Annotated in this window: 15 protein-coding genes and 1 riboswitch; of the genes, 6 read left to right on the plus strand and 9 right to left on the minus strand. The window is 67.1% G+C overall.

The features are described 5' to 3' along the window. Positions 1-37 precede the first annotated feature (37 nt). Together gcvH and gcvT are read right to left on the minus strand one after the other, a co-directional pair. Positions 38-418, minus strand: coding sequence for a glycine cleavage system protein GcvH (gene gcvH / locus H566_RS0101785; RefSeq protein WP_028310069.1), 381 nt, complete (start codon positions 416-418; stop codon positions 38-40). Positions 419-564: 146 nt separating this feature from the next. Then, positions 565-1,686 carry a glycine cleavage system aminomethyltransferase GcvT gene (gene gcvT, locus H566_RS0101790; protein ID WP_034410287.1) on the minus strand — a complete coding sequence of 374 codons (1,122 nt, stop codon included), beginning with the start codon at positions 1,684-1,686 and terminating at the stop codon, positions 565-567. 154 nt (positions 1,687-1,840) lie between these two features. Further along, positions 1,841-1,929: riboswitch (glycine riboswitch) on the minus strand. Positions 1,930-2,079: 150 nt separating this feature from the next. Between gcvT and H566_RS0101795 the strand changes: the two genes are divergently transcribed. Next, complete coding sequence (locus H566_RS0101795; protein WP_028310071.1) at positions 2,080-3,834, plus strand: diguanylate cyclase domain-containing protein; 1,755 nt, start codon at positions 2,080-2,082, stop codon at positions 3,832-3,834. A gap of 75 nt (positions 3,835-3,909) precedes the next feature. Here the strand turns inward: H566_RS0101795 and H566_RS0101800 are convergent, their stop codons facing one another. The 3 genes from H566_RS0101800 to H566_RS0101810 all read right to left on the minus strand — a co-directional run bounded on the left by H566_RS0101800 (position 3,910) and on the right by H566_RS0101810 (position 8,670). After that, positions 3,910-6,177, minus strand: coding sequence for an arginine/lysine/ornithine decarboxylase (locus H566_RS0101800; RefSeq protein WP_028310072.1), 2,268 nt, complete (start codon positions 6,175-6,177; stop codon positions 3,910-3,912). Positions 6,178-6,310: 133 nt separating this feature from the next. Then, positions 6,311-6,877 (minus strand): dCTP deaminase, encoded by a 567-nt coding sequence (gene dcd, locus H566_RS0101805; protein ID WP_028310073.1) that lies wholly within the window; start codon positions 6,875-6,877, stop codon positions 6,311-6,313. 362 nt (positions 6,878-7,239) lie between these two features. Further along, on the minus strand, positions 7,240-8,670 hold the full coding sequence (locus tag H566_RS0101810; protein WP_034410289.1) for a DegQ family serine endoprotease: 1,431 nt from the start codon (positions 8,668-8,670) through the stop codon (positions 7,240-7,242). Positions 8,671-9,999: 1,329 nt separating this feature from the next. On the opposite strand from H566_RS0101810, the gene exaC reads away from it, so the two are divergent. Further along, the gene (exaC, locus tag H566_RS0101815) at positions 10,000-11,523 is read left to right on the plus strand and encodes an acetaldehyde dehydrogenase ExaC (protein WP_028310075.1); all 1,524 of its coding nucleotides are present in this window, start codon (positions 10,000-10,002) and stop codon (positions 11,521-11,523) included. Between the two features lie 114 nt (positions 11,524-11,637). Beyond that, positions 11,638-12,000 (plus strand): DUF779 domain-containing protein, encoded by a 363-nt coding sequence (locus H566_RS0101820; protein WP_028310076.1) that lies wholly within the window; start codon positions 11,638-11,640, stop codon positions 11,998-12,000. A 140-nt stretch (positions 12,001-12,140) separates the two neighbouring features. Here H566_RS0101820 and H566_RS0101825 read toward each other — a convergent pair whose 3' ends face one another. Further along, a complete protein-coding gene (locus tag H566_RS0101825) occupies positions 12,141-12,989 on the minus strand; it encodes a substrate-binding periplasmic protein (RefSeq protein ID WP_028310077.1) in 849 nt (282 codons plus the stop codon). A gap of 3 nt (positions 12,990-12,992) precedes the next feature. Beyond that, entirely contained in the window at positions 12,993-13,481 is a 489-nt protein-coding gene (gene pedF, locus H566_RS0101830) for a cytochrome c-550 PedF (protein ID WP_028310078.1), read from the minus strand. 276 nt (positions 13,482-13,757) lie between these two features. Between pedF and H566_RS22370 the strand changes: the two genes are divergently transcribed. Then, positions 13,758-16,277, plus strand: a complete 2,520-nt coding sequence (locus H566_RS22370; protein ID WP_051377857.1) for a sigma-54-dependent Fis family transcriptional regulator — start codon at positions 13,758-13,760, stop codon at positions 16,275-16,277. A gap of 418 nt (positions 16,278-16,695) precedes the next feature. Continuing rightward, complete coding sequence (pqqD, locus tag H566_RS0101840) at positions 16,696-16,980, plus strand: pyrroloquinoline quinone biosynthesis peptide chaperone PqqD (protein WP_084544649.1); 285 nt, start codon at positions 16,696-16,698, stop codon at positions 16,978-16,980. Between the two features lie 166 nt (positions 16,981-17,146). Here pqqD and H566_RS22375 read toward each other — a convergent pair whose 3' ends face one another. Both H566_RS22375 and H566_RS0101850 read right to left on the minus strand, forming a co-directional pair. Then, entirely contained in the window at positions 17,147-20,062 is a 2,916-nt protein-coding gene (locus H566_RS22375; RefSeq protein WP_156924264.1) for a hybrid sensor histidine kinase/response regulator, read from the minus strand. Next, positions 20,059-21,195, minus strand: coding sequence for a response regulator (locus H566_RS0101850; protein ID WP_245591262.1), 1,137 nt, complete (start codon positions 21,193-21,195; stop codon positions 20,059-20,061). The genes H566_RS22375 and H566_RS0101850 overlap by 4 nt, the downstream gene beginning before the upstream one ends. A gap of 436 nt (positions 21,196-21,631) precedes the next feature. Between H566_RS0101850 and H566_RS0101855 the strand changes: the two genes are divergently transcribed. After that, on the plus strand, positions 21,632-22,525 hold the full coding sequence (locus tag H566_RS0101855; RefSeq protein WP_028310081.1) for a cache domain-containing protein: 894 nt from the start codon (positions 21,632-21,634) through the stop codon (positions 22,523-22,525). Positions 22,526-22,574: the final 49 nt, after the last annotated feature.

Here is a 22,574-nt window from a genome sequence, read left to right on the forward strand (position 1 = left end):
CGGGCGTGGCCCCTGCCCCGCGCGGCGCGCGACGAAATCAGCGCGTCTCGTCGGCAACGGCGGCGTAGGCCGCCGCGTCGAGCAGGCCGTCGAGGCCGGCGGTGGTTTCGAGCTTGAAGATCCAGTTGGCGTAAGGCTCGGTGTTGACGAGTTCGGGCGTGTCGGCCAGCGCCTCGTTGACGGCGACGACCTTGCCGGCGACCGGCGCGTAGATGTCGGAAGCGGCCTTGACCGACTCGACCACGGCGGCGACGTCGCCAGCGGCGAGCGTCTCGCCGACCTTCACGTCGCCGACGAAGACGATGTCGCCGAGCGCGGCTTGCGCCGGATCGCTGATGCCGACCCAGACGAGGCCGTCATCGCCGACCTTGGCCCATTCGTGGCTGGCGGCGTACTTGAGATCGGTGGGGAGATTCATGCTTGGCTCCTGGCCCTGGAGGGCGTTTCTTCGATTGATTCGTTCGGTTGAGGACCGCGCGCGGCGGCGGAAGACGAGTGTCGCGCAAAGCGCGGCGGCAGGCGTTTCATGCCGCGCGGCAAGGGCCGGCGCCTTGGCGCCGGGCTTCAGCCGGCGGCCTGGCCGTGGCGCACGAAGGGCAGCTTCACGACCGTGGCGGCATGCGCCTTGCCGCGGATATCCACGCTGACCGCATCGCCGACCCGCACGCCGAGCGGCAGCCGCGCCAGTGCGATCGAATGGCCGAGCGTGGGCGAATGTGTGCCGCTCGTGATCTCACCCTCGCCGTGCTCGGTGCTGACGCGCTGGTGCGAGCGCAGCACGCCGCGCTCGGTCATCTTCAGGCCGAGGAAGACGTGGCGCTGGCCATTGGCGTCGAGCGCCGCGCGGCCGGTGAAGTTGCGCTCGGTCTTGCGATCGACGGTCCAGCCGAGGCCGGCGTCGAGCGGCGACACCTCGCGGCTCATGTCGTTGCCGTAGAGGTTCATGCCCGCCTCCAGGCGCAGGGTGTCGCGCGCACCGAGTCCGCAGGGCGCGACGCCCTGGGCGGCGAGCGCCTTCCAGGCATCGGCGGCGCGCGGCGCGGGCAGCATCAGCTCGAAGCCGTCCTCGCCGGTGTAGCCGGTGCGGCCGACGAAGTAGTCGCCATCGCCGGCGGCGAGCACGCCGCCGCCGCTCACGGCCACGCCAAAGAAGGGGCCGAGGTTCTCGGTAGCCGCGCGCAGATGCGGGAACGCGCCCCAGACCTTCGCGCGCGCCTGCGGCCCCTGCACCGCGACGATGGCGAGATCGCGTCGCGCGGTGATGCTGACCGGCAGGCCGAAGGCTTCGCTCGCGGCGGCCATCCAGGCGATGTCGCCGCCCGCCGTGCCGGCGTTGACGACGATGCGATAGCGACCCGGCTCGCGGAAATAGACGATCAGGTCGTCCACCACGCCGCCGCTCTCGTCGAGCATGCAGCTGTAGAGCGCCTTGCCGGGCAGCTTGAGCTTGGCCACGTCATTGGCGAGCAGGCGGCGCAGGAAAGGCAGGCTCGCCTCGCCAGCGATGTCGACCGCGCACATGTGCGAGACGTCGAACATGCCCGCGCCTCGGCGCACGGCGTGGTGCTCGTCGATCTGCGAACCGTAGTGGAGCGGCATTTCCCAGCCGCCGAAATCGACGAGGCGGGCGCCCGCAGCGCGATGGGTGTCGATGAGCGGGGTATGGCGCAGGGGGGCGTCGGACATGGGGTTCTCTCGGGATCGCTGGAAGGTCCATTAGGCAATGGCGTGCATGAAAGCTTCATGCGTGCCAAGCCCGATCCCCCGCCCTGTCCTGTTACCTGAGAGTTTTGAGCCCCTTCGGTGGCGCGGCTCGCCCGCGCGCTCTCCAGAGTTGCCATGCCTGCATGCGGTTCGGGGGCCTGAGCGATTTCGGGGGTTGCGCCTTCGGCGGCGCCGACAGGCGGCGCGCTCTCCCGCGTGCGGTGTCGCGGCAAGGCGCGGATGGTACATGAGCGCACGGACGGCCCCGCCGACCACGCCGGGCCATCCGACAAGCGCACGCTCACCGCTCCACCCCCGCGCCACACCGCAGCCGCGTGTGAGACAGTCGCGCGGCTTCAGCCCTCCACGCACCGCATGACCATCCTGCCCAAGAACCGCCTGTCGCTGCGTCTCGTCCTCATCGTTCCCTATCTCGCGCTCGTGCTCGGGCTGGCCGGGACGATCGGCCTGCTCTCCTATCTCGCGGGCAGCAACGCCGTCTCGACGCTGTCGGACCATGTGCTGATCGAGACCGCCAGCCGCATCAGTCAGGCGGTCGACCGGCATATCGTCGGCTCGGGCGCCACGCTCGAAGCCGCCTTCCCCGACGGCATGCCGGCGCCCGTCACCATCGAGAGCGACCTCGCCAACCTGCGCACGCGGTTCTGGATAGCGACCTCGCTGCACATCGACCCGAACAACTACGTCTACTACGGCAACCGCGCGGGCCAGAACATCGGTCTGTTCCGGCATTCGCTCGGCGAGGGCGAGCTGCGCATCAAGCTCAAGGCCGAGGACACCCGCACCGTCTACCGCTTCAGCGGCATCAACGGCGACCTCAATTTCGACCGGCGCGAGAACCGCCTGTTCGATCCGCGCCAGCGTCCCTGGTTCAAGGCCGGCGAGAACACCAGTTCCGACACCTGGACCGCCGTCTACATCGACTTCGGCACCCAGGAGCTGGTGGCGACCCGCGCGCGCCGTGTGCTCAACACGGCTGGCCAGTTCGAGGGTGTGGTGGCGACCGACATGTCGCTGCGCGCGCTCAACGACTTCGTGCGCCGGCTGAAGGTGTCGCCGCAGGGGCTGGCCTTCATCGTCGAACCGAATGGCGACCTGATCGCCTCGTCGGTCAGCCCCAACGTGCGGGCGGTGCCGGGCGGCGCGAGTGCGCGCATCAATGCGATGGACAGCGGCTCGCCGCTGCTGACCGCGACCTGGACCGAGATCCGGCGCCAGCTGGCCGGCGGTGGCGAGCCCGGCCTTCCGCAGACGCTGTCCTTCGACGACGACCACGGCCGCCATGTGCACGTGGCCTTCGACCGCATCCGCGACCGCGCCGGCCTCGAATGGATCACCGTGGTGGCGATGCCGCGCGAGGACTTCATGGGAGGCGTGATGCGCAACGTCGGCCGCACCGTGGTGGCGGCGCTGCTCGCCGGCCTGCTCGCGGTGCTGATCGGCCTGCGTGTCATCAACTGGGTGACGGGCGACATCAAGCGGCTGTCGGTCGCGGCACGCCAGCTCGGCGAGGGCCGCTTCGACCTGCCGGTCAACGTGGCGCGGCGCGACGAGATCGGTGAACTCGCGCGCAGCTTCACGGCCATGCGCGACCAGCTCGGTACCGACAGCCTGACCGGCCTCGCCAACCGCGACGCCTTCCTGCGCCGCGTCGACCGCGACATCGGCGCGGCGCGCGCCGGCGCGGGCGCGCCGTTTGCCGTGCTCTTCCTCGACCTCGACGGCTTCAAGGGCGTGAACGACAGCCACGGCCATTTCGCCGGCGATCAGGTGCTCAAGGCGCTGTCGGCGCGACTGTCGGCACGCATGCGCGATGTCGACCTGATCGCGCGCTTCGCTGGCGACGAGTTCGTCGTGCTCGGCTCCGGCATTGAAAGCGACGGCGATCTGGCCGCCTTCAGGGGCCGCATCGTCGCCGCCTTCGCCGAGCCGATCAACATCACCGGCGGCGACGGTCGCTCGCTGCGCGTCAACGTCGGCTGCTCGATCGGCGCCGCGCGCTATCCGGGGGACGCCGACGACGCGAACACGCTGGTGAAGACGGCCGACCGGAACATGTACGCAGCCAAGCTCGGCCTCGCGGACCAGTCCCGCAATCCGGCGGCTTGAGCCGGGGACGGGCCGGCATTGGACCGGCTCAACGCACAGGCCGACGGCACCTGCCACCGGCCGCGCCGCGCGCGATCAGCCGCGCACGCAGTCCACGTAGTACTTCTTGCTGCCGTCCGGCTGCTTCTCGGCGACGAGTCCATGCACGTCGGTCTCGAAGCCGGGGAAGGCGGCGTTGAACTCGCGCGTGAAGCGCAGGTAGTCGACGATCGTGCGGTTGAAGCGCTCGCCCGGGATCAGCAACGGAATGCCCGGCGGATAAGGCGTAAGCAGGATGCTGGTTACGCGGCCTTCCAGCTCGTCGACCGGCACGCGGTCGATCTCGCGGTGGGCCATCGCCGCGAAGGCATCGGCCGGCTTCATGACCGGTTCCATCTTCGACGTGTACATCTCGGTCGTCAGGCGCGCGACGTCGAAGCGGCGGTACATGCCGTGGATCTGCTCGCACAGGTCGCGCAGGCCCATGCGCTCGTAGCGCGGATGCGCCTGCACGAACTCCGGCAGGATGCGCCACAGCTGGGCGTTCTTGTCGTAGTCGTCCTTGAACTGCTGGAGCGCCGTCACCAGCGTGTTCCACCGGCCCTTGGTGATGCCGATCGTGAACATGATGAAGAACGAGTACAGCCCGGTCTTCTCGACGATGACGCCATGCTCGGCGAGGTACTTGTTGACGATGCCGGCCGGAATGCCGAACTCGTCGCTGAAGTTGCCATCGACGTCCAGGCCCGGCGTGACGATCGTGGCCTTGATCGGGTCGAGCATGTTGAAGCCCGGAGCGAGCTTGCCGAAGCCGTGCCAGTGCTCGTCGCCGCGCAACTCCCACTCGTCGGGATCGGGCATGCCGTCGTCGGAGATGTCGTCCGGGCCCCAGACCTTGAACCACCAGTCGGCGCCGAATTCCTGGTCCACCTTGCGCATCGCGCGGCGGAAGTCGAGCGCCTCGACGATGCTTTCCTCCACCAGCGCCGGGCCGCCGGGCGGCTCCATCATCGCCGCCGCGATGTCGCACGAGGCGATGATCGCGTACTGCGGCGACGTGCTCGTGTGCATCAGGTAGGCCTCGTTGAAGCGGTAGTGGTCGAGGCCGTTCTGCTCGCTGTCCTGCACCAGGATCTGCGATGCCTGCGACAGGCCGGCGAGCAGCTTGTGCGTGCTTTGCGTCGCGAACAGCATCGACTCCTTGCAGCGCGGCCTGTCCTTGCCGATCGCATGGAAGTCGCCATAGAAGTCGTGAAAGGCCGCGTGCGGCAGCCAGGCCTCGTCGAACATCAGCGTGTCGATGCGGCCGTCGAGCAGGCCCTTGATCGCCTCGACGTTGTACATCACGCCGTCGTAGGTGCTCTGCGTGATGGTGAGGATGCGCGGCTTGGCCTTCACATGCTCGGGCAGCTTGCTCGCGATCGGGTGCGCCTCGATCTTGGCCCGGATGGCCTCGGGCGTGAACTCGGCCAGCGGGATGGGGCCGATGATGCCGAGGTTGTTGCGCGTCGGCATGAGGAAGACCGGGATGGCGCCGATCATGATGATCGAGTGCAGCACGCTCTTGTGGCAGTTGCGGTCAACCACAACGATGTCGCCCGGCGCCACGGTGCTGTGCCAGACGATCTTGTTCGACGTGCTCGTCCCGTTGGTCACGAAGAACAGATGGTCGCTGCCGAAGATGCGCGCCGCGTTGCGCTCGCTCGCCGCGACCGGGCCGGTGTGGTCGAGCAGCTGGCCGAGTTCCTCCACCGCGTTGCAAACGTCTGCACGCAGCATGTTCTCGCCGAAGAACTGGTGAAACATCTGGCCGACCGGGCTCTTCAGAAAGGCCACGCCGCCCGAGTGCCCCGGGCAGTGCCACGAGTACGACCCGTCCTGCGCGTAATGCGTGAGCGCGCGGAAGAACGGGGGCGGCAGCGAATCCAGATACGCGCGCGCCTCGCGGATGATGTGGCGCGCCACGAATTCCGGCGTGTCCTCGAACATGTGGATGAAGCCGTGCAGCTCGCGCAGCACATCGTTCGGGATGTGGCGCGAGGTGCGCGTCTCGCCGTACAGGAAGATGGGGATGTCGGCGTTGCGGTGGCGGATCTCGCCCACGAAGGCGCGCAGGTTCACGATCGCCTGTTGCTGCTCCTGCGGCACGTCGGAATTGAACTCGTCGTCGTCGATGCTGAGGATGAAGCCCGACGCGCGGCTCTGCTGCTGCGCGAACATCGCGGTGTCGCTGAAGCTCGTCACGCCCACCGTCTCGACGCCCTCGGCCTCGATCGCCTCGGCAAGCGCGCGGATGCCTGAACCGGAGACGTTCTCCGAGCGGAAGTCCTCGTCGATGATGACGATGGGAAAGCGGAATTTCATCGCGGGCGAGCCCTAAGTGAAACGGCCGCGCAAGGGCGCGGCCGGTGGAAAGAGCGGCGGATGATAGCGCCGCGTTTCGACACTGCAATGGCAATCGCGGCGACCGTTTCAGGACGGTTCGCCGGGGTGCCGATCAGGTCTTGGGCAGTGTCACGCCGTGCTGGCCCTGGTACTTGCCGCCACGGTCCTTGTACGAGGTTTCGCACACCTCGTCGCTCTCGAAGAACAGCACCTGGGCGCAGCCCTCGCCCGCGTAGATCTTGGCCGGCAGCGGCGTGGTGTTGCTGAACTCCAGCGTCACATAGCCCTCCCATTCCGGCTCGAAGGGCGTGACGTTAACGATGATTCCGCAGCGCGCGTAGGTGCTCTTGCCGAGGCAGATCGTCAGCACATTGCGCGGGATGCGAAAGTACTCGACCGTGCGCGCGAGCGCGAAGCTGTTGGGCGGAATGATGCAGACGTCGCTCTTCACGTCCACGAAGCTCTTCTCGTCGAAGTTCTTCGGATCGACGATCGTGCTGTTGATGTTGGTGAACACCTTGAATTCGTCGGCGCAGCGAATGTCGTAGCCGTAGCTCGACGTGCCGTAGCTGACGATCTTGTGCCCGTCGCGCTGGCGCACCTGGCCCGGCTCGAAGGGTTCGATCATTCCGTGCTCGGATGCCATCCGGCGGATCCAGCGGTCGCTCTTGATACTCATGGCGGGTTCCGGGCTTTCTCTGCAAAAGCGCGATTGTCTCAAACCATGAAGCCGCTTCCGCCAGCGCCAACATCACACGGATCGACAGCTCGCAGGGCGCTGGCGTCAGCGGCCTTCGACATCGCGCCGCTTGCAACGCGGCCAAACCGGATCGCGAAATTCCCTACTTACGGCGCTTGTTGCGACGCAGCACGCCCGGCTAGGATGCGTCCGTGAGCAAGACATTCTGACGCTTTGCTTGCTGTCTCTCCCTCCGCACAGGCCGGACCACCGGCTGGCATCAAAGCAAAGGCCCGACGCATCAGAAGATGCGCCGGGCCTTTGTCTTTGCGGCAGCGCGACATGCGCGCCGAGCTCTGGCGTCAGTTCAGCGGCACGGGCACGAAGAAGCGCGCGTCATCACGCTGTACCAGCAGGCCCACGCTGCCGTCGGCCTCCTTGACGGCCTTCTGCAGATCGATCGGCGAGCGCAGCGGCTTGCCGCCGGCCTGGAGCAGCACATCGCCCGGTTGCAGGCCGGCCGCCTCGGCGGCGCCCGTCACCTGCTCGACGAGCAGACCGTTGATCTTGGCTTCGCGCTGCTCGTCCTTCGTGAGCGGGCGCACCGCGACGCCGAGCTTGCCGGCCTCGGGCTCGGCGGCTGCCATCTGCGACTCCTTCAGCTCGCCGAGCGAGGCGTCCAGCGTCGTCGCCCTGCCCTCGCGCCACACATCGAGCTTCACCTTCGTGCCGGGCCTGGTCGCCGCCACCAGCAGCGGCAGGTCGGACGACAGATCGACCTTCTTGCCGTCGAAGCTGCGGATCACGTCACCCGGTTGCAGGCCCGCCTTCTCGGCCGCGCTGCCCGGCTCCACCCTCACCACCAGCGCGCCCGAAGGCTCAGGCAGCTTCAGGCTCTTCGCGGTGGGCGCGCTCACCGGCTGCACCAGCGCGCCGAGCTGGCCGCGCACCACCTTGCCGGTCGCGACGAGCTGCTGCTGCACGTTCATCGCGATGTCGATCGGGATCGCGAAGCTCAGCCCCATGTAGCCGCCCGTCTCGCTGAAGATCTGCGAGTTGATGCCGATGACCTCGCCGTTCATGTTGAACAGCGGCCCGCCCGAGTTGCCCGGGTTGATCGGCACATCGGTCTGGATGAAGTTGACGTAGTTGCTCTGCGGGCCGAGCGCGCGGCTCTTGGCGCTGATGATCCCGCTCGTCACCGTGTTCTCGAAGCCGAACGGCGAACCGATGGCCACGACCCAGTCGCCGATGCGCGAGTCCGCCGGATTGCCGATCCTGGCCACCGGCAAACCGCTGGCCTCGATCTTCACCACCGCGACATCGGTGCGCTTGTCGACACCGATCACCTTCGCATTGAATTCGCGCCGGTCCGTGAGCTTGACCGTGACGGTCGTCGCGCCATCGACCACGTGGGCGTTGGTCAGGATGCGGCCGTCGGCGCTGATGATGAAACCCGAGCCCTGGCCCCGCACGATGCGGCTCTGCGGCCCACGCTGGCCCGGCGCGCCGAAGAACTGTGAAAACGGATCCGCGCCCAGACGCGGATCATTGCCCTGCAGCTTTTGCTGGACCGCGATGTTGACCACCGCCGGCCCGTTCGCCGCCACCAGATCGGCAAAGCCCGGCAAGCCCTGCACACTGGCGGCAGTTGACACCTGCGCCGCCACCGGCGCGGCGACGGCCTGAGTCACGGCCTGGGTTTCAGGATGCCGCGCCCACCAGGCGCCAGCGGCGAAGAACGAGGTCGCGACAACCACCGAAACCAGCTTGCGAGGAAAGGAATTCAGCATTCGGAATGAATTGAGTGAGTTGGACTTGATCGGTTGCGCCATGCCTGGCCTCCGGATTCGTGCGGAAAAGACCAGCCGCTTCACCCGAAATGTCGGCGGACGAATGGAACCATCGAAAACCTGAACCGGCGACCGCAACCACCGATTACCAAAAGTTCGCACCCGGCGACTGCTTTCAGTCAAATCGACGCGCGTCATCCGAAACCTAGCGTCGGCGGCCGCGAATTTCATCCCCCGCATTCACATATGGTTACCGAGTCTTACCCGGCACGTGATGACTGGCCGGCGCAGAACAATCAGTTACCCGGCGAACGGGCCGGCAATCCCGAGCTTGCGGGAGCCTATGCGGCTTGAAAGGCGACCGCAAGTTGAAGCGCCATCCATGAACAAGCGCCGCTTGCGCCGTCATCGGTCGGGAAATGACCACGCGTCCGGACGAACGCGGCAATTGCGCATTCGCGCTTTCCGGTGCATTTCGTTTCGGCAATTGGCAAGCATTCCTGGCAGAAATGTGAAGGCATCGACAAGAAGAATCAGCCTATCGATCCTGGCGAGTGAATCTGCCTGATGAACACGTCAGCGCCGGCCATACTCGTGACCGGATCAATGAATCCCGATGAAACTTCGAATAGGCATTGTCGGGCCATAAGCCCATCAATCTAGCGCTTGGTCATGCCGCTGGCGATCATGACAATGATCTCGTGATCAATACCGGCGAAATGGCATTCCTGCCGCGGAATCGGAATGGAACCAAATCGCAGTTGCACGGCACGCTGACACATCAAATTGGCTATCAATGCGGCCAGCGGTCATCAAACCGTTATGAGCGATCGAGCACTTCTTCGGGAATTGCCGTGCCGGGAAATTCCCGTGACGACCGCATGCATGCGGTCATGTGCGCCGTTCACAGGCAAGTCATGCGGCAAGCGCGGGATTTCGGACAGCCGCGCAAAGTGCCCGTCAAACGACGGATCAGCCCAAGACCAAGGGTTTTCCCTGCTCCATGACGGAACAGTGCGGTAAAGTCTGCTTGAGCTTGCAACAACACCTCCATCGCCTTTTCGATAGTCCGGATCAATCAAAGTGCCGGTAGTCGACCTCGAAGGTGCGCCTAAACAGGACCGGAAACCCATGCTTGTTCGGGTTATCGAGTGTTTTTGCAATTTTCAGCGATCGGCGCTTCAGGCTTTACCGCGTCAAACCTAGCGTAAACCCTAGATGGCATGCACCGTGCGGATGGACGTTCAGGCGTCACCTATGTCACAGGGCAGAAAGGTGGCGACCGGAGACCAACTGCTGATTTTTTGCTGAAGTGAAGGAGACACCTGCATGACTGTTTACGCCGCCCCTGGTGCCGCCGGCGCCCCCCTGGTTTTCAAAGCCCAATACGACAACTTCATCAATGGCCAGTTCGTGCCGCCGGTCGACGGTCAGTACTTCGATGTGATCTCGCCCATCAACGGCAAGGTCTTCACCAAGGCCGCGCGCTCGAATGCCGCCGACATCGAACTCGCGCTGGACGCCGCGCACGCCGCCCAGGTCAAGTGGGCCCGCACCTCGCATGCCGAGCGCGCCAACATCCTGCTGAAGATCGCCGACCGCCTCGAGCAGAACCTCGAGCGTCTGGCCTACGCCGAAACCGTCGACAACGGCAAGCCGATCCGCGAAACGCTGAACGCCGACATCCCGCTGGCCGTTGACCACTTCCGCTACTTCGCCGGCGTCCTGCGCGCCCAGGAAGGCACGCTGAGCCAGATCGACGAGAACACCGTCGCGTATCACTTCCATGAGCCGCTGGGCGTGGTCGGTCAGATCATTCCCTGGAACTTCCCGATCCTGATGGCCGCGTGGAAGCTGGCCCCGGCCCTCGGCGCCGGCAACTCGGTCGTGCTGAAGCCGGCCGAATCGACCCCGATCAGCATCCTGGTGCTGGTCGAGCTGATCGCCGACCTGCTGCCCCCGGGCGTGCTCAACGTCGTCAACGGCTTCGGCCGCGACGCCGGCATGCCGCTGGCCACCAGCAAGCGCATCGCCAAGATCGCCTTCACGGGTTCGACCGCCACGGGTCGCGTCATTGCCCAAGCCGCCGCCAACAACCTGATCCCGGCCACGCTGGAACTCGGCGGCAAGTCGCCCAACATCTTCTTCGAAGACGTGATGGCCGCTGACGACGCCTTCCTCGACAAGGCGATCGAAGGCATGGTGCTGTTCGCGTTCAACCAGGGCGAAGTCTGCACGAGCCCGACCCGCGCGCTGATCCAGGAATCGATCTACGACCGCTTCATCGAGCGCGTCCTCAAGCGCGTTGCCGCGATCAAGCAAGGCAACCCGCTCGACACCGAAACCCAGATCGGCGCCCAGGCGTCGGCGGTTCAACAGGACAAGATCCTGTCGTACATCGGCATCGGCAAGGAAGAAGGCGCACAACTGCTGATCGGCGGCAGCAAGCCTGAACTCAGCGGCGACCTCGCCGGCGGCTACTACGTGCAGCCCACGCTGTTCAAGGGCCACAACAAGCTGCGCATCTTCCAAGAAGAAATCTTCGGCCCGGTGCTGTCGGTGACGACCTTCAAGGACGACGCCGAAGCCCTGTCGATCGCCAACGACACCGTCTACGGTCTCGGCGCTGGCGTCTGGACCCGCGATGGCAGCCGTGCCTATCGCTTCGGTCGCGACATCCAGGCCGGCCGCGTCTGGGTCAACAACTACCACGCTTACCCGGCGCACGCTGCCTTCGGCGGCTACAAGGAATCGGGCATCGGCCGCGAAACCCACAAGATCATCCTTGATCACTACCAGCAGACCAAGAACATGCTGGTCAGCTACAGCCCGAACGCGCTCGGCTTCTTCTGATCGCCGGCAGTTCCCTGACTGTAAGAAAAAGGCGGCTTCGGCCGCCTTTTTCGTTATGTCGGAGACTGGTGCTCATTGCCACGACGCCATCGCACCGACGCAGAGGAGACAAGCATGATTCAACGAGTCCTGGCGACCGAATCCGCCCTGACGCTGATCGCGCGCTTGCAGGCGCGCTACGGCGAACTGATGTTCTATCAGTCGCACGGCTGCTGCGACGGCAGTACGCCGATGCTCTTCCCCAAGGGCGAGATGGCGCTCAATTCGACGGATATCCAGATGGGCGAAGTAGGCGGCGTGCCGTTCCATGTGAGCGAGATGCAGTTCGACTATTTGTCGGGCTCGCAGATCACGCTTGACGTGGAGGCGGGCAGCGTCGGCACCTTCTCGCTGGAAGACAGCGAGGGCGTGCATTTCGTCGCGCGCTCGCGGCTGTGGACCGATGAGGAATGGCGAGAGTTGAGCGCTCAGGGATGAAGCGAAGACGGTGGCTTACCCATCAAGACCGCGGACCGGCGCTGTTCCAGGCCGGAACAGGCGGTGCTGCTGAATGAAACAATCAGCGGCGTCCGTGCAATGCCGTCACCGCTGATGTTCCGGTCTTCTGTCGTCCGGACTCAGGGCCGAACATAGCGAACGTTGTGGCGGGCAAAGATCGCCGCCATCGCGCCGCTGTCGATGATCTGGTTCAGCGCACCTTGCAGCGCATGGGCGAGATCCATGCTCTCGGCCTTGACCGCCATGCCGACGGCCCAGCCGGAAACCGGCAGCCCCGGAATCTTGACCGGCTCGATCGCGACATCCGACATCCCGGCCAGTCCAGCCTGCAACTCGGCCCGCGTGCCCATGACGGCTGCCGCGCCGCCGTTGCGAAAGGTGTCGAGCGCGACCTTGATGTCATGAGCGTTGATCACGTTCTCGCGATAACGCCCGGCTTCCAGCGACAGCATGGCGATCGACGAGATCGACGCGCCATCGACGACGATCTTCTCCTTCTGGAAGACATCGAAGCCGGTCCAGTCGGGCAGGCGCTCGGTGTTGCGCGCAACTTCGAGTTGCTCGCGCCAGTACGGTCCGAAGATCTCGACCTGCTTGTTCGCTTCCTGCAGGACACGATCGACCGGCACATGAAGCAGCACATCGGCCGGGCCGTAACCGAGGTAATGACCCTTCCACACCATGTTGCGCAGGTCATCGCCCACGTCATCGCCCGCGTCGAAGGGCAGCAGCTTCAGCTTGAGACCGAGCTGCGTTGCGAGCGCCTTGGCGATGTCGACGTCGATGCCGGCCTCGTCATCGGCGAACGGGAAGAATTCCTTGTAGACGCCGACCTTGAGGATGCCCGTGGCGCGGATGCGGTCGTAGGCCTCATCGGCCCGCGCCGCAGCGCCGGCTCCGAGACCGAGGGCAATGCCGATGGCGCCGCGCAACAACGCGCGACGCTGCTTCTTGTTACCGTGATTCAAGAGTTACTCGTCCTTGGTACGACGGGTTTCGAGCCAGGCCTTGATGGACCACATCGCTTCCTGGCTCAGGATGCCTTCGAACGGCGGCATGTAGATGGCGCCATTGCGGACCTTGCCACCGCGGATGGACATCAGGAAATACTGGTTGACCTCCTTGTAGCAGGCGGCCTTCTTCTTCTCGTTGGGAATGTCCATGCAATCGCGGTCGAGCTTGCGCAGGTCGGGCGCAATGCCGCCGGAGATTGCGTCGAGACCGTGGCATCGGGCGCAGTTCTGGCCGAAGGCCGATTGGCCGAGCTTGATCGCGTCGTTGTTGCCCGTGTAGGGATTGTTGTCGCGCCATTCTTCGCCGAGCTGCGGCAGCGACGACGTGTCGACCGCGTGCGGAACAACATCGCCGTGGGCGAAGGCTTCGGCCGACAGGGCAAGACCGGCAATGGCGAGCGCACCGGCAAGCGCGCGCGAACGAAGGGCTGAGCGGATATTCCGCATGGTTTGTCTCCTCACCTGGACATGAAATGGGATCGCGCCAGGGCTGGCCGGAGGGCCGCCTCCCTGACTGTGATTGGTGAGGGGGAGTGGGCAAGTCATGTGCCACCACTCGCGTGACCGGGAAAACCATCGTGGTGCAAGCACACAAGTCACTCGCTGGCACGATCTGCGCTCATTTGCAACACGTGTACCATCGCCGAGCAATCGGGGGACACCGAAGTCAGAGACAGCATGCGGCGGACGTCAGGCCAGCCGCGGCAAATTGGAGGAGACACCATGCCCGCCACGGACGCCTTTCCGCAGCGTGATCCGCTTGATGCCAGCGCCGCCCTCGCGACGCTGCACCCCGCACTTGCCACCGAATCCGCCGAGGAAACTGCCCGCCAGGTGATCGAGGCCGCCCATCAGCGCTCGCAGCGCTTCGGCCTCGAAAGCAGCCGCACCCCGGATGCCAGCCCGCTCGCACGCGCCGAAATGGACCAGACGCTCGAGAAGAGTCGTGTCCTGCGTGTGCATGCGGCGCCGGTCATGGAATCGCTGTACGAAAACATCATCAACACCCACAGCATGGTGGTGCTGACCGACGCGATGGGCACGATCCTGCACACGCTCGGCGACGGCGATTTCGTCGAACGTGCCCAGCGCGTGGCGTTGCAACCGGGCGTGAGCTGGGCCGAGCAGAACCGCGGCACCAACGCCATCGGCACCGCGATTGCCGAGGCTGCGCCCACCACCGTTCACGCCGACCAGCACTTCCTGCGCGCCAACCATTTCCTCACGTGCTCGGCCACGCCGATCTTCGATCCGCGCGGCGAGGTGGCCGGCATCCTCGACGTGACGGGCGACTTCCGGAACTTCCACAAGCACACGATGGCGCTGGTGCGCATGTCGGCCCGCATCATCGAGAACCAGCTCTTCGACAACGCCTTCCAGAAGGCGATCTGCATCCACTTCCACAGCCGGCCGGAGTTCATCGGCACGCTCATGGAAGGGATCATCGCCTGCGACCAGGAAGGCCGCGTGCTGGCCGCCAATCGCGGCGCGCTGTTCCTCACCGGCCTGGGCAAGGGCGCGCTCGAAACCCACACCTTCAGCTCGCTGTTCGGCATGCCGCTCAACGACCTGCGCGAGCACTACCGCACCGTCAATCCCACGCCGCTCACCGCGCGTCTCCTCAACGGGATGATCGTCGGCCTGCGCGCCGACCTGCGCACAAACCAACGCTGGATCACGCCCGGTTTCGCGGCAAGCCAGGCACCCGTCACGCCTGCTGCAACCGACCATGCCGGGCCGCCCCCGATCAACGACGGCGGCGCGGCTGCAAGCCTTTTCAATCCGCCCGGCGGGCATCAGGACGAGCGCCACGCCGGCCGCTCCAACCGGCTGTCGAGCCTGCGCTACCTCAACACCGGCGACCCGCAGATGCAGGCCGTCATCGCCAAGGCGCAGAAGGTGATCGGCCGCGACATCCCGATCATGGTCATCGGCGAGACGGGCACCGGCAAGGAACTGCTGGCCCAGGCGATCCACAACGACTCGCCCCGCGCGCGCATGCCCTTCATCGCGGTGAACTGCGCCTCGCTGCCCGACACGCTCATCGAGAGCGAACTGTTCGGCTACGAGGACGGCGCCTTCACCGGCGCCCGCAAGCGCGGCTCGCACGGCAAGATCGTCGCGGCCAACGGCGGCACGCTCTTCCTGGATGAAATCGGCGACATGCCGCTGCAACTTCAGGCGCGGCTGCTGCGCGTGCTGCAGGAGCGCGTGGTGACGCCGCTCGGCAGCAACAAGAGCATCCCGGTCAACGTGATGATCATCTGCGCGACCAACCGCAACCTGCGCGACATGATCGCGCGCGCCGAGTTCCGCGAAGACCTGTACTACCGCCTCAACGGCCTCGTGGTGAAGCTGCCGCCGCTGCGCGACCGCACCGACCTGGGCGCCATCGTGAGCAAGATCCTGCTCAACGAGGCCGCGCACGGCGCCCGCTACACCGTCGCGCCCGAGGTGCTGGACGCCTTCCACCGCTCACGCTGGCCGGGCAACTTCCGCCAGCTCACCAACGTGATCCGTACTGCGATCGTCATGGCCGACGGTGACCAGGTGATCCGCATGGACCACATGCCCGACGATTTCATTGAGGAGCTGGAGCAGCCGATGCCCGAAGGCATGACGCCGCGCGCAGCGCCACCGTCTGCCACGCCCGCGCATGGCCTCGCGCCGGGTCTGACCGATTTCGCCGCCTTCGTGCCGCCGAACGCGCCCGGCATGGTCGGCCCGACCAGCGACCTCGGTGGCGGACGGTTCGCGCCCGGCGCGGGCCTGCCGCCCCAGCCCGCGGCGATGCCTGCCGGCCTTGCCGACGTCATGCCGCGCGGGGACAACGGCTTCGCGCCGCCGCGCCCCGATCACGGCGCGGCGCCTTACGCCGGCAATGGCGCCCATCCCGGTGGAGCGCCCTTCCCGGGCGCAGGTTCCTTCCCCGGCGAGCGCGCCCAGCCCGGCGGCTGGCCGGCACAGCCCGGCTGGCCTGCCGCGGGCGCCGACATGGCCGCTGCCGGCAACGCCGCCGCCGCGACGCCCGGCAACCCGACCGCCGGCGCCCAGCCACGCCCGGGCGAACCCGGCTGGCCCGTTGGCCGCTCGCTCGACCAGATCGAACTCGAACTGATCCGCCGCGCGCTCGAAACCCATCGCGGCAACGTGTCGGCCGCCGCGCGCGCGCTCGGCATCAGCCGCAACACGATCTACCGGAAGTTCCCCGAACTCGGCCAGCGCACTACCGACGCAGGCTGAAACGCCGTTTCACGCAGGCTTGGCCCGGTGCAATGCCGGGCTGCGACGGCTGCTTCACATGGCTGTCACCAATTGGAACAGCGATGCAACAGTGCGTCGCATCGCTGTCGTCTCCCGCATTCGTCGTCCGTCGCCGAATCAGCCGCCAGATCGCCCGCGATCGGGCCAATCGGGCCGAAAGCGCCTCGCAAGTCCACCCGACAGCACTCCAGCGTCCCGTTCGCCCGCGAATGGGACGCTGGCGAGCGCCTGCGGGCCGTCGATGCGCCTCGCAAACCCCGTCAGGGCTGCTTCGCCCGTGATGGTCATGGTCGGCACACAAGTTGCGCAAACCGGTTCCGCGAACACGATCCGCAACCTCCTCCCGAAACACTTCCGAGGGCGACGCCGACAAGTGCATCCCCCAAGGAGTCCGACGATGACAGCCATCCACACCACCGAAGCCCCGTTCGTCGATCCGCCGCGTCTGGTCGCGCCATTGCGCCTGCGCTGGGAAGCCGCCGAGGAGTCCTATGTTCTCGTACACCCTGATGGGCCCATCCGCCTCAACGCGAGCGCCGGCGCCATCCTCGCCCGCTGCGACGGCACCCTGCCCGAGCACATCATCGTCGCGCAGCTCGAAGAGCAGTTCGACGCCCGCGACATCGCCGACGAGGTTCGCGGCTTCCTGCTTACCGCCCACGACGAGGGCTGGATCGTCTGATGCGGAGCGCGAGGACGAGCTGCGCGCCCTGCGTGGCGTCCTCGCGCGCAGCCTGATCGCGCTGCTGCTGTGGTGCGTGCTCGTGGTCTGGATACTGCTGCCGGTCAGCAGCGGCTGAAACCGGCGAGCGCCGCGCCGCGACATCCGGCGCGGCGTACCACTGTGCTCACCGCCCGTCGACCAGACTGCGCAGGCTGACGAGCGCGGCGCGACAGTCGTAGCTCTCGACCTGGCGCGCAAGGCGGCCGATCGCCTCGGCACCGAAGCGCGCGATGAGCGCCGGCCTCAGTCCGGCAAAGGTCTCGCGCGCCGACAGGTCATCGATGCCGAGCAGGTAGTCGAGCCGAGACAGGCCGTCGTCGAGCATGCGCAGCGCGGTCGGCGAAGGCAGCGCCGCCTGCCCCACGAGTGGCCGCAGCGCGTCGAGCAGCGCCGTCAGCCCGCGCGAGCAACGCGCGACCTGGGCCGGCAGCCCTGCCAGCTCGCCGTCGCGGGCCATGCGTTCTGTCTCGCGCGCAAGCACCATCAGGTCGAGCGCGCCGATGCCACCCGACGCACCCGCGAGGCCGTGGCTCCAGCGCCGGATCGTCTCCGGCGCGCTATCGGCGGGGCGCGGCTCGGCATGCTGCACGAAGGCGGTCATGACGCGTGCCAGCAGATCGACGCGGCCGGCCACGGTCGCCAGCGCCTGCTCGACCGCGATGCCGGGCACGGTGGCGAGCCCCCGGACCAGTCCGTCACCGACGGCCTCCTCCGGCCGGTCGGCATGCGTCACGCCGGCGGCGGCCTGCCCCGCCTGCCCCGCGTCGCCTGCCAGCGCGCCATCGGCGCGCATCGCACCCGCGCGAGTCCGGCCCGCCTCGGCCATGTCGACCAGCGCCATGGCCTCGGGCGCCCGCTCCGGCGGCAGCTCGATCACCGGCGGCAGCCAGCGCAGCAGCATCGCGTGCAGCGCCCGGGTGTCGACCGGCTTGGCAAGGTGATCGTTCATGCCGGCGGCAAGGCAGCGCGAGCGGTCCTCGCCGAAGGCACCGGCGGTGAGCGCGACGATCGGCGTGGTCGCGTGCGCGGGCAGCTGACGGATCGCGCGGGTCGCGTCGAGACCGTCCATGCGCGGCATCTGCATGTCCATGAGGATCAGCGCCCAGTCGTGGGCACGCGCCAGCTCGACGGCGACCTGGCCGTCGCCCGCGATCGTCACCTGCAGCCCGATCTCTCCGAGCTGGGCGCGCGCGACTTCCTGATTGACCGGATCGTCCTCGCACAGCAGCACGCGCCGGCCCTGGCAGCGCCGCAGCAGCCCTTGCTGGTCGCGCAGCACCGAGGTGACGGTCGGCCCGCTGAGCGAAGACGGTGCCCCGGCCGCGCGCCCGAGCCGGGCCGTGAACCAGAAACAGCTGCCCTCGCCCGGCCGGCTTTCCACGCCGACCTCGCCGCCCATCAGCTCGGCCAGCCGGCGATTGATCGCCAGCCCGAGGCCGGTGCCGCCAAAGCGCCGCGTGGTCGAGTTGTCGGCCTGCTCGAAAGGCCGGAACAAGCGCGCCTGGTCGGCCTCGGCGATGCCGATGCCCGTGTCTCGCACCTCGAAGCGCAGCAGCACACTCCCCGCCTCCTGGTGCTCGATGCGCGCGCCGAGCCGCACGCCGCCCCGACTCGTGAACTTGACCGCGTTGCTCGCGTAGTTGAGCAGTGCCTGGGTGAGCCGGGTCGGGTCGCCGCGCAGCCGCGTGTTCGGCAGCGGCTCGGGATCGACCGTCACGCTCAGTCCCTTGGCGATGGCGCGGTCGCTGATGAGCGCGGCCACGCGCTGGAACGTCGCGCGCAGGTCGACATCGCCGATCTCGAGCTCGACCTTGCCGGCCTCGATCTTGGAAATGTCGAGGATGTCGTTGATGACCTGGAGCAGGTGATGCGCAGCGTCGGCAATCTTGCCCAGGCGCTCGGTCTGGAGCGCGTCGGCGCTGTGGCGCTGGAGCAGTTGCGTCAGGCCGATGATCGCGTTCATCGGCGTGCGGATCTCGTGGCTCATGTTCGCCAGGAAATCGCTCTTGGCGCGGTTGGCGGCCTCGGCCTCGAAGGCGCGGCGCTCGAGCGCGGCATTGAGCGCGGCGATCTGGGCGGCGCGCGCGCGGCGCTCGCGGTTGTCGAAGATGGTCGTGCGCGAGCACACGAACTTGCCGTCGACGTCATAGATGGCGCGTGCGTTGAGCATGACCGGCAGCAGCGAGCCGTCGCGCCGGCGCAGCTCCAGCTCCAGCCCCGACAGCTCGCCCTCGGCCTTGAAAAGCGCATAAGCCTCACCGAACTTGGGCACCGATTCGGGCGCGAGCACGTCGGCCAGCCCCTTGCACCCGATGACCTCCGAACGCGCGTAGCCGAGCCAGCTCAGCTCGGTGTCGTTGATCTCGATGAAGCGTCCGGCCGCGTCGAGCGAGTGATAGCCGCAGGGCGCCTGGTTGTAGAGGTCGCCGATCTCTGCGGCACGCAGTGCCAGCGCCCGGTTGGCCTCGGCAAGCTGGGCGGTGCGCTCGGCCACCAGCTCCTCCAGCCGATAGCGGTAGCGGTCCAGCTCGGCACCGACGCGGCGGCGCTCGGTGATGTCGGTGAGAAAGCCCTGCCACAGCAGGCCGCCTTGGCCGTCGGGCTCGGGTACCAAATGGCCTTCGACCCAGATCTCGCCGCGCGCCGGATGGTTGACGCGGAACTCGGCGCGCCACGGCGTCATGTCGCGCGCCGAGGCGGCTATCAGCGCATGCAGCCGCTCGAGGTCATCGGGATGGACGCGTGCCCACACGGCGTCGGCCGACTCGCGTACCTCGTCCGGCCGCAGCCCGTAGATGTTGGCCAGCGACTGCGCAGCCCAAGGCATGGACGCACGCCCGTCGGCGTCGAGATGGAAGGCGCAGAGCACGCCGGGCGCGGTGGCCGCGATCTTCTCGATGAAGGCCTGGGTGTCCATCGGCGAGAGCAGCGGGCCGCAGTGGATTCGGGTCGTCGCATCAACGCCAAGGACGGCGGATTCGGTGCTGGCCGCCACCGGCGCACGGCCGGCGCCACGGGCGCCGGGGACCTCCAGGCTCACGAATAGCTCCCTTCGTCGCGGTAGCTCGCGGCGATGCGCGCAAAGTCGTCGAAGGCAGCGTCGAAGGCATCGACCACGTCAGGGTCGAACTGCCGACCGCGCTCGGCCACGAGCGCGGCACGCACCACATCGAGCGGGATCGGCTGCTTGTAGGGCCGGCGGCTCGCCATCGTGTCGAAGGAATCGACCAGCGCCATGATTCGCGCGCTGGCCGGGATCGCCTCGCCCGCGAGCCGATCGGGGTAGCCGCTGCCGTCCCAGCGCTCGTGATGGTGGCGGGCGATCTCCTTGGCCCGCGCGAGAAAGGCGATCGGCCGCTCGGCGTCGCGCTCCGCATTGGCAATGGCCTCGGCGCCGAGCATCGCGTGGGTTTCCATCAGCGCGCGCTCGCCCGGATCGAGTCGCCCCGGCTTGAGCAGCACCGAGTCGGGAATGCCCACCTTGCCGATGTCGTGCAACAGCGCCGACTTGGCGAGCAGCTCGATACCGTCGCCCGCGAGTACCTCGCTAAAGCGCGGATGCTCGCGCAGCCGCGAGGCCAGCAGACGCATGTAGGCGCGGGTGCGGCGCAGGTGGTTGCCGGTGCCGGCATCGCGGATCTCGGCCAGTCGCGCAAGCGCATGCACGGTCACGTCCTGGACGATCTGGTTCTCGGCCATGCGCCGCGCCACTTCGTCCTCGAGCGAGGCGTTCATGTCGCGCAGCCGGTCACGCGCATGCTTGAGTTCGAGTTGGGTGCGCACGCGCGCGAGCACGAGCGCGGGCACGAGCGGCTTGGTGAGGTAGTCGACGGCGCCGAGGCCGAGGCCGGCGCATTCATCGTCGGTCGAACTCATGGCCGTGACGAAGATGACCGGGATCGACGCGGTGCGCGGATCGAGCTTGAGACGGGCCAGCACTTCGTCGCCATCCATGCCCGGCATCATGCGGTCGAGCAGGATCAGCTCCGGCTCGGGCGGCGTGACCGCGATCTCCAGCGCCCGCGCACCCGACGTCGCCACGCGCACGCGATACAGCGGCTGGAGCATGGCGCCCAGCACGGCGATGTTGTCGGGATTGTCGTCCACGACAAGCAGGGTCGCGCCCATGTGGAAATCGGCTTGGGGTTCGTCGCCGGAAAGACGGATGTCCATGTCAGATGTGTGTCCAGATAGCGCGCGTTTTACCTTGTGGGCGTGAATGCCGCGCGATTGCATGCTGCTACGACCGCGAGCGGGAGTGGGAACACATTCAGGGTTGACCCTGATCAAATCAGCTCGTCCGCGCAGCCAGTTGGCGATCACATCGTGGGAGCTGGCGACAGCGCAAGCGAATAAGCGCCCGACCGGGGCACAGGGCCGCCGCACGGTTGTGTTCCGGCGACCGACGTGCTCCACATGCGAAATCCGCACCGGAAATACGGGTTTCGTCGCGCAATGTCGACGCCGATCGCGCCGGCTTGACCTTGCGCATGCGGCAGCGCGAATGGCACGCCTCGGCACCAACTGGATCAAGTGGCATTCGCTAGGCCTCTTCTAGCGTGCGTCCATCAGCAGTCCTGTTCGACAACACGCAAAACACGAGGCCCTCATGCAAGCCACCTTCCTCCGTATCGGCACCGCGCTCGCCCTTGCCTGCGCCATCGTTCCCGCCGCCAGCGAGGCCGCCAGCATCGCCACGGCCCACACCCAGACCGCGATGGCCGCGCGCGGCAGCCGCGCCCAGGCCGAAGCCCTGCTTGACCGGGCGATCGTCGCCTATGTGAAACAGGGCAGCGCCGCCTTCGACGAGTTCAGCAAGCCGGGCGGCCTGTATTCGCAGGGTGACCTGTACGTCGTGGCGCTCGGCACCGACGGCGTGCTCAAGGCCACGGCCAACAATCCTCAGACCCTGGTCGGTCAGCAGGTGCTCGAAGTACATGACGCGGCCGGAAACCCGGTGTTCCGCAACCTCATCGACGCCAGCGCCGACAAGGGCAATGGCGTCGTCAACTACATCTGGCGCAACCCGGTCACCAACCACGTCGAGAACAAGACGGCGCTGGTACAGCGCGTGGGCGACACGGTACTGGCCGTGGGCTACTACACGCCGCGCTCGACGGCCGAGCAGGCGCACGCCTTCCTGAACGGCGCCTATGCCGAAGTGGAACGCGTGGGCGCGGCCCAAGCCTGGCGCGAGTTCAACGACCCGAAGGGCGAGTTCGTGCGCAACGATCTCTACGTGTTCGCGATCGGGCTGAAGGACGCGCGCTATCTCGCCCTGGGCTCGAATCCGAAGCTCGTCGGCAAACCCGTGGCAAACCTGCGCGACGCGAGCGGCAAGCCGATCGTGGCCGAGATGATCTCGACGGTGAACAGCCAGGGGGCGGGCTACATCGACTACATCTGGCGCAACCCGGTGACGAACAAGGTCGAGAACAAGACGGCCTATGTGCGCCGCGCGGGTGATGCGCTGATCGGCGTGGGCTACTACCGCGCCGAGTGATCGTCCGGCGTCGGCGGCGCGCTCGCGCCGGCCGACGCTTGTCCGCCCT

The sequence above is a fragment of the Derxia gummosa DSM 723 genome, assembly GCF_000482785.1.
GTDB lineage: Bacteria > Pseudomonadota > Gammaproteobacteria > Burkholderiales > Burkholderiaceae_E > Derxia > Derxia gummosa.

Bases quoted from the DNA above. Each gene is read 5' to 3' on its own strand.
- gcvH (WP_028310069.1), bottom strand. From the start codon at position 418: ATGAATCTCCCCACCGATCTCAAGTACGCCGCCAGCCACGAATGGGCC.
- H566_RS0101800 (WP_028310072.1), bottom strand. From the start codon at position 6,177: ATGAAATTCCGCTTTCCCATCGTCATCATCGACGAGGACTTCCGCTCG.
- H566_RS0101820 (WP_028310076.1), top strand. From the start codon at position 11,638: ATGATTCAACGAGTCCTGGCGACCGAATCCGCCCTGACGCTGATCGCG.
- H566_RS0101810 (WP_034410289.1), bottom strand. From the start codon at position 8,670: ATGCTGAATTCCTTTCCTCGCAAGCTGGTTTCGGTGGTTGTCGCGACC.
- H566_RS0101795 (WP_028310071.1), top strand. From the start codon at position 2,080: ATGACCATCCTGCCCAAGAACCGCCTGTCGCTGCGTCTCGTCCTCATC.
- pqqD (WP_084544649.1), top strand. From the start codon at position 16,696: ATGACAGCCATCCACACCACCGAAGCCCCGTTCGTCGATCCGCCGCGT.
- dcd (WP_028310073.1), bottom strand. From the start codon at position 6,877: ATGAGTATCAAGAGCGACCGCTGGATCCGCCGGATGGCATCCGAGCAC.
- pedF (WP_028310078.1), bottom strand. From the start codon at position 13,481: ATGCGGAATATCCGCTCAGCCCTTCGTTCGCGCGCGCTTGCCGGTGCG.
- gcvT (WP_034410287.1), bottom strand. From the start codon at position 1,686: ATGTCCGACGCCCCCCTGCGCCATACCCCGCTCATCGACACCCATCGC.
- H566_RS0101855 (WP_028310081.1), top strand. From the start codon at position 21,632: ATGCAAGCCACCTTCCTCCGTATCGGCACCGCGCTCGCCCTTGCCTGC.
- H566_RS22370 (WP_051377857.1), top strand. From the start codon at position 13,758: ATGCCCGCCACGGACGCCTTTCCGCAGCGTGATCCGCTTGATGCCAGC.
- H566_RS0101850 (WP_245591262.1), bottom strand. From the start codon at position 21,195: ATGGACATCCGTCTTTCCGGCGACGAACCCCAAGCCGATTTCCACATG.
- exaC (WP_028310075.1), top strand. From the start codon at position 10,000: ATGACTGTTTACGCCGCCCCTGGTGCCGCCGGCGCCCCCCTGGTTTTC.